General features: G+C 45.7%; 9 protein-coding genes. 5 read left to right on the plus strand and 4 right to left on the minus strand.

Annotation, left to right across the window (positions count from 1 at the left end; all coding sequences use genetic code 11):
- The first annotated feature begins 387 nt into the window (after positions 1-387).
- On the plus strand, positions 388-1,461 hold the full coding sequence (locus QUA99_RS30670) for a calcium-binding protein (protein ID WP_333244676.1): 1,074 nt from the start codon (positions 388-390) through the stop codon (positions 1,459-1,461).
- 208 nt (positions 1,462-1,669) lie between these two features.
- Positions 1,670-3,259 (plus strand): hypothetical protein, encoded by a 1,590-nt coding sequence (locus tag QUA99_RS30675; protein ID WP_333244679.1) that lies wholly within the window; start codon positions 1,670-1,672, stop codon positions 3,257-3,259.
- Between the two features lie 221 nt (positions 3,260-3,480).
- Here the strand turns inward: QUA99_RS30675 and QUA99_RS30680 are convergent, their stop codons facing one another.
- Positions 3,481-3,957 carry an ankyrin repeat domain-containing protein gene (locus QUA99_RS30680; RefSeq protein WP_333244682.1) on the minus strand — a complete coding sequence of 159 codons (477 nt, stop codon included), beginning with the start codon at positions 3,955-3,957 and terminating at the stop codon, positions 3,481-3,483.
- 36 nt (positions 3,958-3,993) lie between these two features.
- On the opposite strand from QUA99_RS30680, the gene QUA99_RS30685 reads away from it, so the two are divergent.
- A complete protein-coding gene (locus QUA99_RS30685) occupies positions 3,994-5,268 on the plus strand; it encodes a lipid-A-disaccharide synthase (protein WP_333244685.1) in 1,275 nt (424 codons plus the stop codon).
- 393 nt (positions 5,269-5,661) lie between these two features.
- Here QUA99_RS30685 and QUA99_RS30690 read toward each other — a convergent pair whose 3' ends face one another.
- From QUA99_RS30690 to QUA99_RS30700, 3 genes are read right to left on the minus strand one after another with little or no spacing between them, the layout of a single operon-like run.
- Positions 5,662-5,832 carry a YqaE/Pmp3 family membrane protein gene (locus QUA99_RS30690; RefSeq protein ID WP_333244688.1) on the minus strand — a complete coding sequence of 57 codons (171 nt, stop codon included), beginning with the start codon at positions 5,830-5,832 and terminating at the stop codon, positions 5,662-5,664.
- 39 nt (positions 5,833-5,871) lie between these two features.
- A complete protein-coding gene (locus QUA99_RS30695; RefSeq protein ID WP_333244693.1) occupies positions 5,872-6,816 on the minus strand; it encodes a fused MFS/spermidine synthase in 945 nt (314 codons plus the stop codon).
- Positions 6,806-7,045: a hypothetical protein gene (locus tag QUA99_RS30700; RefSeq protein WP_333244696.1), complete on the minus strand. Its 240-nt coding sequence runs from the start codon at positions 7,043-7,045 to the stop codon at positions 6,806-6,808. The genes QUA99_RS30695 and QUA99_RS30700 overlap by 11 nt, the downstream gene beginning before the upstream one ends.
- Before the next feature lie 378 nt (positions 7,046-7,423).
- On the opposite strand from QUA99_RS30700, the gene QUA99_RS30705 reads away from it, so the two are divergent.
- Together QUA99_RS30705 and priA are read left to right on the plus strand one after the other, a co-directional pair.
- The gene (locus QUA99_RS30705) at positions 7,424-8,494 is read left to right on the plus strand and encodes an ATP-binding protein (RefSeq protein WP_333244698.1); all 1,071 of its coding nucleotides are present in this window, start codon (positions 7,424-7,426) and stop codon (positions 8,492-8,494) included.
- A 79-nt stretch (positions 8,495-8,573) separates the two neighbouring features.
- On the plus strand, positions 8,574-11,135 hold the full coding sequence (gene priA / locus QUA99_RS30710) for a primosomal protein N' (protein ID WP_333244701.1): 2,562 nt from the start codon (positions 8,574-8,576) through the stop codon (positions 11,133-11,135).
- Positions 11,136-11,667 lie beyond the last annotated feature (532 nt).

Raw genomic sequence — 11,667 nt, forward strand, 5'->3', positions numbered from 1 at the left:
ATTTCAGCCTAAAAGTGTTTGGCTTCCAAGTTTTCACAACTGATAAAGAAATCCGACCCACATCTGCGGAATGTGGGCTTTAATCCTCCTGTCTGTCTCACTTTCCTCGGCGAGAAAGCATAGAGCTTAACTGCGATATGACGGGAGCATCTCACTTTTGCAGTTAAGCTAGAAATTGGAGTTTTAAGGCAGGAGGCAGGAGGCAGGAGGCAGGAGGAAAGAGGAAGAAGGAAAGAGGAAGAAGGAAAGAGCCAGAAGAAGTGTTTTTACAAATATGAGATGCTCCCGATATGACTTTTGGATAAAATCACCCGATTAGGTAATTGTCTCAGTTTCGGATTATTGATAAATTGCATAAACAGCTCATTAAAGCCGCAGTAGGAAAACATGGCTAGTTACGCAATTTTTGACGAAAAATACTACCTTGCTCAATATCCTTGGGTCAAGCCAGCCATTGATGCAGGAGTCATCAAATCAGGAAGAGAACACTTTGAAAAATTCGGTCAAGCCGCCGGCCTAACTAAAGTATCGCGCTATTTTGACGAAAATACTTATCTTGCCGGCAACCCAGACATTGCTGCCTTAGTCCGCACTCCCAACAACCCAAATGCGCCTTTTGCAACCGGGCTAGACCACTTTATTCAATACGGTTACGAAGAGGGTCGCACTCGCGTATCGCCTGAGTATGACGAAGCTTTTTATCTCGCAAATAACCGACAGTTGCAGCCGTTTATTCAGAATGGAACTTTTAAAAATGGCTACCAGCATTTCATTGAATTCGGCATCAAAGACGGTCAGTTTGGGACTTCATTTTTTGAAACAGAATACTTACTAAAAAACCCAGACATCGTGCCTTTTGTCAACTCTGGAGCCTTGAAAACAGGTCGCGAACACTACTTCAATTTCGGCAAAAACGAGCCTAACCGCTCTGCGACTTTTATCGGAACTTCCGGGAATGACATTATCACCGGTGCTGGGGTGGGAAATACCGAATTAATTGGAGTTGAAGTAGGTTATGTTACAAACAGTGATGGCTTTACCATCCCCGGCAGAAATTATGAAAGTGAGGGCAGTAATGAATTCGATATTCTCACTGGCGGTAGCGGCAGCGATAAATTCATGCTCGGAGACCTTTTAGTAGGCAGTGGTGGTAAGGGATTCAGTTTCCCAACAAATTTATATATCGGGCCGGGTTTTGCTACAATTCGGAACTTTACCCAAGGGCAGGATAGTATTCAACTAGCAACAAGAGATATCCAACCTTCCTTAGATAAATTCTTGATATTTCCCATCAACAACAATCGAGATTTAGCTATCCAAACGAACGGCTTGTTCGTCTCCCTTTCAGATGGAAGTTCGGGAATTAGTAGATTTGACACGATCGCTGTTATTGAAGGCGGCGGAAATCTCAAGTTGAATTTATTACCAGAATCTAGAGGTTCTCTACCTCTACTTGGCTAGAAATCTCGAAGCTATTGGGGATTTGGCTGATTGCTGCTGGGAAGTACGATCGCACATTCAAAAAAAGTGCGATCGCACTTTTGTGTTTGCCATAAAAATAATAAAACAGGCTTAACAATAATTAACTTGACATAGTGAGTTCGTAGAGTTATTTATAGTGGGTCAAGTTTAACCGACAAGTAAGCAGACTAAGCTTGGAGAAATAATTATGACAAATTATGACATTTTTGACGAGCCATACTACCTTGGGCAATATCCTTGGGTGCAATCGGCTATTGATGCAGGAATTATAAAATCTGGGAGAGAACACTTTGAAAAGTTTGGTCAAGCCGGCGGCCTGACCCAAGTATCGCGGTACTTTGACGAAGAAACCTATCTATCTCAAAATCCAGATATTGCTCCCCTGGTTCGTAGCGCCAACAATCCAAACGCGCCTTTTGCCTCTGGTTTAGACCACTTTATCCAGTTTGGTTACGATGAAGGCCGCACCCAAGTATCGCCTGACTACGACGAAGCATTTTATTTAAAACGATACCCCGTACTTGTGCCGTTTGTACAGAACGGCACTTTCAAATCGGGTTTGGAACACTTTATCAAATTCGGAGCCAAAGAAGGTCTTTACGCGAGTAGCTTTTTTGAACCGGAATACTTGTTGAAAAACCCCGACGTAGCAGCAGCAGTAAAGGCGGGAGTTTTTAAAACAGGCGGAGAACACTACCGAAAATTTGGACAATTTGAGCCAGCGCGATCGGCTACATTTGTCGGTACTAAAGGCACTGACATTTTAACGGGATTTGGTGTGGGAAATGTTGAAATCATTGGCATTCAAGTATCTTTAAATGCAGCGGGCGATCGAGTTTATGAAAAACCTTCCGGTTTTCCCTCCCCCCCCGTAAACGACACCCTAATTGGCGGTAACGGTACTGATACTTTCGTGCTCGGTGTAGGGGATTTTTCCGATGTGAATGGGGGTCAATTCTACGGGGGGGTTAGCAACACCAACTACGCTACGATTAAAAACTTTGACCCGCAAGCCGATAAAATCCGCCTAGCGGGAACGCGAGGCAACTATATGTTGAACAATACTCCTAATGGAGATTTTAGGATTAGTGTCGGGCCGATTAGGGCTTTCGCAGCGGTAGGTATAGTCGAGGGCGGTCTGAATATGCCGTTTTTCGTAAATCGGGGGCGCGATCTCTTAATCTTTGATAAAGTTTCTGTATTGGATAACTTTTGGGAAGCTGGATATTTAGCAAACAATCCCGATGTTGCTACGGCGGTTAAAGCAGGAAGTTTTGCTTCAGGTCTCGATCAGTATACAAAAGTTGGTCAATTTGAAACCAATCGATCTGCAACTTTTGTGGGGACTTCTGGGAATGATATTGTGACTGGTTTTGGCAAGGGAAAAACAACAATTATTGGAGTTGATTTTGATGAGCATTATTTCAGCGACGGCAGCAACGAATTTGATACCTTGATTGGTAGCGAAGGTGCTGATACTTTTATTTTGGCTTATGACAATACTTCGCCACCACCGGGCGGTCAACCTAGCACTCAAGAATTGTACTTAGGCCCGGGTGAGGCTCGGATTCGCGGCTTCAATCCCAGTCAGGGAGATGCACTCCAGCTATCAGGCAAACTCAGTAACTATCAAATATCTCCAGTGGGTGGAGATTTAGTCATATCAAAAGGAGGAGATAGAATTGCAATTCTTGAGGGAGGTGCTGGATTAAATTTGAAACAACTGACTTTTCCTCAACTTGCTGACATTTATAATTTTCCTTTCTTGCTTGGCTAGAAACCGGGTTGATGAAATTTTAACAGGACTTACGCACAGACTCTCGTAAACCGGGTTTAATCATAAACCCGGTTTCTTGAATCAACCCAGTTTCTGAATGTAGTTCTGGACGCATGGGGTAATCAGAAACCGGGTTTTTTTACGAAAATCCTTCGTTAGAGTCCACAGATTAGATGAAAAACCCGGTTTCTCTGGCCTTAATGCGTAATTCCTGTGAATAATTAAGCCCGATCGCGCGCTAGCTTCAAAACCTCAACCGCATCTTTGTGACCTTCCGAAGACGCCCAAATTAACGCAGTCCAAGTATTATTATCCTTAGCTTTGATATCAGCTCCTTTATCGATTAAAAATTCGACAACTTGAGTGCGCCCGCTACCTGCTGCACTCATCAAAGCCGTCAAACCAAAATTAGTTTTAGCATTCACATCCGCCCCCGCCTCCAGCAAAAGCTGTACAATCTCGGTATGTCCGGCAGCAGCGGCACTCATTAACGGCGTCCACCCGTCATTGTCGTGACTGTTGACATCCGCACCTGCAGCCAGCAATGTTTTGACGATCGCCGAATTGCCAGCCTCAGCCGCCGCCGTCAAAGCCGTCGTACCTTCCTCATCTTTGGCATTGATATCTGCACGCTGTTCGATCGCACTTTCTACAGCGGCAACATCACCCGTCTTGACGGCATCAATTAAATCTGTCATAAATTCTCCCTTGTATCCTCTCAAATATTAAATCCTATGACAGTCGATATTTTAATCCTCTCCAACGGCCCCGGAGAATTGGCAACTTGGGTGCGTCCCGCCGTGCAAGCTTTGCGCGACCAATTAGGAAACGCGGGCACTCAAGCGCGCATCTCTGTGGTGCTGTCCCCCTGTCCGCACGCCACCGGGAAAGAAGCAGAAATAGCCTGTTCCTACCCAGAAGTTGACAGAGTGCAAGCACCGGAGCATTTTTTTCCCTTCTTATTGTCGGGCAAAACTGCTGAAAATTGGGATTGGCACGAAACAGGAGTTGTTTTATTTTTAGGCGGCGATCAATTTTTTACGGTTGTGATTGGCAAAAGGCTAAAATATCGCACTGTTATTTATGCTGAATGGGAGGCGCGGTGGTATCGCTGGATTGATAAATTTGCGGCGATGAAACCAGAAGTTTTTGCTAAAATTCCCCAAAAATATGCTAATAAATTTACAGTTGTCGGAGATTTGATCGCGGAAGTAGGGAACGGGAAATCGGACGCCGGAGATTGGGCGGGCACGGGGGCACCGCCCCTACGGAAAATAGAATTAATTGGATTGTTGCCCGGTTCTAAAGCGGCCAAATTAGCTTTAGGTGTACCGTTATGTTTGTCGATCGCCCAATCCATCCACCGCATCCGCCCTGAAACTCGCTTTGTAATTCCCGTTGCTCCTACCATAGATGTGCAAACTCTAGCAGGTTTTGCCGACCCCAAACAAAATCCTTGCCTGCATTTATTTGAAAACGCCAGCGCCGAACTTCATTTAACAGAACGACCGTTTTTGCAGACAGCAAATAACTTGCAAGTAGAACTTTGGACGCAGACGCCCGCTTACGATTTGCTATCAGAATGCAGCCTGTGTTTAACTACTGTGGGAGCGAATACAGCCGAATTGGGTTCGTTAGCTGTACCGATGATTGTTTTGATTCCGACGCAGCAATTGGATGCGATGAAAGCCTGGGACGGATTGCCGGGATTGCTGGCAAATTTGCCGTTAGTCGGTTCCGTTTTTGCTACGGCTATTAATTGGCTAATCTGGCAATTGGGAAAGGGAAAGCTTTATGCTTGGCCGAATATTTGGGCACAGGAAGAGATTGTGCCGGAGTTAATAGGGAAGCTGGAACCGGAAGTAATTGCTCAATTGGCGATCGACTATTTGAGCCATCCTGAAAAATTAGCACAAATGGGCGATCGTTTGCGTGCGGTTCGAGGAGAATCGGGGGCTGCGAAAAAAATTGCTGAATTGGTTTGTGAAGAAATTGATTTACAACCATAAATACGCTGTATTTATGGTTGGTAGGGACACGGCGAAAGCCTTTGTCCCTACCGAGGATATATCCGGGGTGTGTTTCATAAACCTGGAATCTGCTGTAAAACCTCGTAGGGGCGGGTTCACCAACAATCTCTGACTCTAATCGACTATCTAAATAAACCCGCCCCCACCCAACTGTAAATCTCAATCTAGATGATTCCGGTATTTTATAAATAGAGGTACATCTAGATTGTTAGTGGGGTGAGGGCGGGTTTATCTATCCCTTTGGCGGATGACAGATATTGCTGGTGAAACCCGCCCCTACGACAAATATGTTAGGAAGAAGAAAGAGGGCGGGTTTATCTATCCCTTTCGCGGATGACAGATATTGCTGGTAAAACCTGCCCCTACATTAGCTTAAGCCCGATCGTGCTTGGCAATTATCCAAATGGCGTGGATCATGCCCGGAAACCAGAAAAAACAGGTTAGAACCAGGTTGATCCAAAAATCAGTGCCGAGGCCTACAGTCAAAAATACGCCCAGCGGGGGAATAAAAATTGCAGCGACTATGCGAATCAAATTGCTCATCTCAGTTACTCCAAACGAGTTTTCTCTTTCAATTTAACTTCACTGACTGACAGAGCCTTTCCCGAAAAACTTAGGCGGTGCTGCCATAGTGTAAACTTCGGTTTCAGCGGCGATTACCTGTCGTAAGTGACCGGGAAGCTGCATCAACCCCAACAGTGTAATTCCGTCGAACATCCGCAACCCGCCAGTTGTTTTCTCGGCGAGTAATTTGTCAGTAACTGTGGGTTCGGGCCGCGTATTTATTTCTTGATTAGAAGCTATGGCGAAACCCCAAGGAGCTCCGTAAGTAGAAATAAAGCTGGTGCAGGATTGAACATTGGAGAAAACAGATTTCAGGGTATTCACAATGCGAGCGTGCATTTTCATTTCTGCCGGAGAAACGGGGCCCGCTTGCACTACGAAATATCCGTTAGGTGACATTACGCTGCGAACTTTCTCAAAATACTCCTTGGTAAACAACTGGAAAGATGGGCCTTCTTCAATGGGATCGGACAAGTCAGAAATGACAATATCCCAATCATTGTCAGTTTTGTCTAAATAGTCCAAAGCATCGCCGATTACTACTTCGCAGCGGGGGTCGTCAAAGGCATTTTGGTGCATTTCTGGCAGGTGTTCGCGGCAAGCTTCTACTACTTCGCCGTCAATGTCGATCATCACGACTTTTTCAACTGTTTTCCAGCGCAGCACTTCTCTAATTGTAGCTCCTTCTCCGCCGCCGAGAACGAGGACTTTTTTGGGGGAACCGTGACAAATCATGGCTGGGTGCACAAGGGGTTCGTGGTACAGAAACTCGTCGCCCGTACAAGATTGCCACTTGCCGTCTAAAACTAAGCCTTTGCCGTAAGTACCGGTCTGAACTACGTACATTTCTTGATAGGCTGTTTTCTTGTAAGCAAGCACCGCGATGACGCCGTGAACGTAAATATCCCAAGGGGTAATGTACTCGCTCATCCAAAAGTCTGCACGAACTTCGCTACCTGACATCAATTACTCTCCAAATATAAACTGCTGTGTCGATGTTGTCACAAGTAGTAGTTATTAGCACAAAATGGTGCGGGTGTGTGAGTACGATCGACACATTAAAGTGAGATTTCTCAGCAATGCTATAGTGTGATTGCGTTCTGGGAGCAATTGGCTTGTTACTTGAGATTCCTTGTGGGCGATCGCGCGCCCTGTCGATCGCACTTTTCTCGTCGCCCCCGGTCGATCGCACTCACATTTAATATTTTTCCTTTGCCTTGCCGGCGGGTTTTGTACAAATGTTGTCTGAATCGGGCCGTGTTTCGCGCTCAGTCCGCCCTTCTAAGTTTGCGATCGGCCTGCTGATTTATCAACCATCAGATGAAAAACCCGCAAATGCCTGTGCGCGGAAGAAAAGTGACCCTCGGTTTTAACCAGATTTGTTATTGATAACTTGACATTTTGAATGTATCTTAGATAAGATTTTTATAAATAGCAAAATCAAGCCTATCTTTAATTTTTATTACAGAATTGCCAAAAATAGGCGGTACTATTTTATAAACAAATCAAGGTAAAAACAAGCCATAATGAAACTTTTATAACAATCTTTTTAGGTTTTAAATAATAGACAATGGAACCAACAGACTGGAAAAACAGAATCAAAGAGCTGGAAAAGGCCAATCAAATCCTACAGGAAAAACTCGAAACTTCGGAAACCGAACGCAGCCAATTAGAAGCCCTCAATCAAAAAACAGAATTTTTGCTAAAAACAGTCACTGAGGATTTTAGAGATTACGAAAAGATTGTAAAAGCAAGAATGTCTACACTAGAAAAAGCTATCTTAAACCAGCAAACAACGCAGATCAAATTGATCGAAGCCGAAAAAATGTCGGCTTTGGGAATTTTGGTAGCTGGTATCGCCCACGAAATCAACAATCCCGTCAACTTCATCTACGGCAATATTACCTATGTCAATGACTACACGAGCGATATTTTAAAATTGCTCGCAATGTACCAGGATCGGTATCCCGAAACAGATGCAGAGATTGAAGCTTTTCTTGAAAAAATTGACCTCGACTTTCTGCGCGAAGATTTGTTGAAAACTCTTTCGTCAATGAAAGTTGGCTCTGAGCGCATCCGCGAAATTGTGCTGACTTTACGCAACTTTGCGCGGGTAGATGAAGCCGAAAAGAAACCGGTTAACATTCACGAAGGACTTGAAAGTACCTTGTTAATTGTGCAGCATTTGACAAAAGAAAAAGCAGGTTTGCCTGCTATAAATATTGTTAAAAACTATGGAAGCTTACCTAAAATAGAATGTTATGCAGGGCAATTAAATCAGGCGTTCATGAACATCATTAATAATGCTATTGATGCCCTGCGAGAGCGAGACCAAAAGAGTTCCATAGCGGAGATAGAAGCCAACCCCAGCCAGATGGCAATTACTACTTCTATTATTTCGGAAAATTGGGCAAAAATTAGCATCAAAGATAATGGTATGGGCATGAATGAAGCTGTGAGATCGAAAATTTTCGATCCGTTTTTCACCACCAAACCAGTTGGTCAGGGGACGGGTTTGGGATTGTCAATTAGCTATCAGATTGTTGTGGACAAACACGGCGGGAGGTTGGAGTGCATCTCCGCAATTGGAGAAGGGACTGAATTGGCGATCGAGATTCCGATCGCCAATTCCCGCAGCTAAGATCGATCGATCGAGCTAAACTGAGGGATAATGAAAACTCCCTTTGACTGCGGCTCCTCCTAGTTTGATGTGCAACCCTATGTCTACTGTCACTTTTGGTTTGTCAACCCCTATAGCGGCAGAGGCCGGGGCATCCTACGGCAGCAGCGAACCGCCACAGCGCCCCACCGTGCGGGCAGAGTGGATAGAGGTATTGGTGGACTCTCCTTTCAGGGTTGCGGGGGACTCGCCTGGGGAGGAAAATAAGTTATTTACCTATCGTTTACCTGCGGAACTTACCGTGCAACCAGGGGATATTTTGAGTGTACCCTTTGGCAGTCAACAGGTAGGGGCGATCGCGATTCGGTTCATTTCTCAACTGCCGCCCGACTTAGATCCGGCGCGGGTTAAAGATGTCGAAGATGTTGTCAGTACGGGTTTTTTCCCGCCCACTTACTGGGAATTGCTCGATCGCACTGCCACCTATTATTGCACACCTTTAATTCAAGTAATTAGAGCCTCGTTGCCGCCCGGTTTGTTAAGCCGTTCCGTGCGCCGAATTCGCTTAATTAAGGACGCAATTTCTCCGAATGCCGAAACATTTCTCAATCCCGCCGCCAGTCAAATTTTGCAATTGCTGCAAGCTCAAAAAAACGGCGATTACACTTGGCAATACCTCCAGCGCCAAGTTAAGGGAAGTTATCGGGGATTGAAAGATTTATTGAAACGCGGTTGGGTAGAAAGTTATTTAGAACCGCCCAATCCTCCCAAACCACAACTCAAACCGGCAGTGACATTAATTGCTAGTGCATTTGTCACAGATTTAACCAAGCGGCAACAAGAAGTATTGGAAGTTTTACGGCGTGGCGGCGGTGAAATGTGGCTGAACGATTTACTAAAAATTTGCAGTGCGAGTTCCTACGTTGTCAAAGTTTTAGAACAGAAAGGTACCGTTGTAATCGATAAAAGGGAAGTGCTCAGGGGCGATCGCGGAATTTCTCAATTGCCCGATGCACCCAAAACTTTAACTCATTTTCAAGCTCAAGCCTTAGCGTTTATTAACTCTTTTTCGGGATTTCGTCAAGTGCTGCTGCACGGCGTTACAGGTTCCGGGAAAACCGAAGTGTATTTGCAGGCGATCGCCCCAATCTTAGCCAGCGGCAAATCCGCCCTCGTACTCGTTCCCGAAATCGGCCTCACACCGCAACTTACAGACAGATTCCGCGCCCGTTTTGGCGAGCAAATTTGCGTCTACCACAGCGCCCTATCCGACGGCGAACGTTACGATACATGGCGTCAGATGCTGACTGGAACCCCGCAAATTGTCATCGGCACGCGATCGGCCATTTTTGCGCCTTTACCTCACCTCGGCTTAATTATCCTCGATGAAGAACACGACAGCAGCTTCAAACAAGACCAACCAGCCCCCTGCTACCACGCCCGCACCGTTGCCAAATGGCGCGCGGAATTAGAAAATTGTCCGTTAATTTTAGGTTCCGCAACGCCAGCTTTAGAGACTTTTGTCGGGACGCGAAGAGATTATTACTCGTTACCAACTATCCATTATTTATCATTGCCCGATCGCATTTATTCGCGCCCGATGCCGCCTGTGGAAATAGTCGATATGCGCCAAGAATTGCGGCAAGGTAACCGCTCAATTTTCAGCGCTTCCCTGCAAAACGCCCTGGAACAATTGCGAGCAAGACAACAGCAAGGTATTCTATTTATTCACAGAAGAGGACACAGTACCTTTGTCTCTTGTCGGAGTTGCGGCTATGTGATGGAATGCCCGAACTGCGATGTTTCCCTGTCTTATCACCACGTCGGCGAAGCAACCGCAGAAGTGTTGCGCTGTCACTACTGCAACCACACGGAACGACACCCCCAAAACTGCCCGGAATGCAGTTCTCCCTACTTCAAAAACTTCGGCAGCGGCACTCAGCGAGTCGAACAGGAATTAACGAGATTGTTTCCCGAATTGCGCGCAATTCGATTTGACAGCGATACAACTAGAAATAAGGGCGACCACCGCAGATTGTTAACGCAATTTGCTAATGGAGAAGCTGACATTTTGTTGGGTACGCAAATGCTGACGAAAGGGTTAGATTTAGCTGGAGTCACCTTGGTGGGAGTTGTGTCTGCTGATGGGTTGCTGAACTTATCAGATTATCGGGCCAGCGAACGAGCTTTTCAAACATTAACTCAAGTCGCGGGCCGTGCAGGCAGAGGCAACGATCCGGGGCGGGTAATTATTCAAACTTACACTCCCGAACACCGGGTAATTCAAGCAGTTAGGCGGCACGAATATGCAGATTTTGTGGAAACAGAATTAGCAGAAAGAGCAGCGCTGAATTATCCACCTTCCGGGCGGCTGATTTTGTTGCGGTTGAGCAGTGTAGATGCGGCAGAAGTGGCGGTGACTGCGGTACAATTGGCGTCGGTTTGTCAGGAGTATATTCAGCGATTGTCTGTACCGGGATGTGAGTTGTTGGGGCCTGCACCTGCGGCGATTATGCGGGTGGCAAATCGGTATCGGTGGCAGATTTTGCTGAAGTTGCCTTTGGATGAGTCGGTGGATTTGTCGGATTTGATCGGATTGCGCGATCGCACGCCGCGTTCTGTTAGTTTAACTATTGATGTCGATCCCTTGAATTTTGGTTGAGGGTTATTGGTTGGGTGGGGGCGGGTTTTTATAGATTGTTTGTGGGGGCGGGTTTTTATAGATTGTTTGTGGGGGCGGGTTTTTATAGATTGTTAGTCAGCCTCAAATATGGTTGGTAAAACCCGCCCCTACGATAACTGGTAGGGGCGGGTTTCACCAACCATCTATGGCGGAAACCAACAATCTAATAAACCCGCCCCCGCCCAACGAACAAATGTTTTATGGGGACAAAATTATGAAATACGATCGCAACAAACACCACCGCCGCTCAATTCGCCTACCAGGATATGATTATAGGACTCCCGGCGCTTATTTTATCACTATTTGCAGTTGGCAGCGCGAATGTTTATTCGGAACTTACCCCGCACATAAGATTCATTTCTTCTGAAACCATTACATGGCAAGACTTTCCTGGAGCGGGAAAATCAAGTACATGACTACAACTTTTTACGGCGTTGCTGAATCAAGGTATGAATGCCCCAGGAATGGGAAGATCGTGAAATTTCAAGTAATGTATTAATAACTTAATAGA

This window comes from Microcoleus sp. F10-B2 (assembly GCF_036704965.1).
Lineage (GTDB): Bacteria > Cyanobacteriota > Cyanobacteriia > Cyanobacteriales > Microcoleaceae > Microcoleus.

Coding starts and splice junctions, on each gene's coding strand:
- QUA99_RS30675 (WP_333244679.1), top strand. CDS start 1,670: ATGACAAATTATGACATTTTTGACGAGCCATACTACCTTGGGCAATAT.
- QUA99_RS30670 (WP_333244676.1), top strand. CDS start 388: ATGGCTAGTTACGCAATTTTTGACGAAAAATACTACCTTGCTCAATAT.
- QUA99_RS30680 (WP_333244682.1), bottom strand. CDS start 3,957: ATGACAGATTTAATTGATGCCGTCAAGACGGGTGATGTTGCCGCTGTA.
- QUA99_RS30685 (WP_333244685.1), top strand. CDS start 3,994: ATGACAGTCGATATTTTAATCCTCTCCAACGGCCCCGGAGAATTGGCA.
- priA (WP_333244701.1), top strand. CDS start 8,574: ATGTCTACTGTCACTTTTGGTTTGTCAACCCCTATAGCGGCAGAGGCC.
- QUA99_RS30705 (WP_333244698.1), top strand. CDS start 7,424: ATGGAACCAACAGACTGGAAAAACAGAATCAAAGAGCTGGAAAAGGCC.
- QUA99_RS30690 (WP_333244688.1), bottom strand. CDS start 5,832: ATGAGCAATTTGATTCGCATAGTCGCTGCAATTTTTATTCCCCCGCTG.
- QUA99_RS30695 (WP_333244693.1), bottom strand. CDS start 6,816: ATGTCAGGTAGCGAAGTTCGTGCAGACTTTTGGATGAGCGAGTACATT.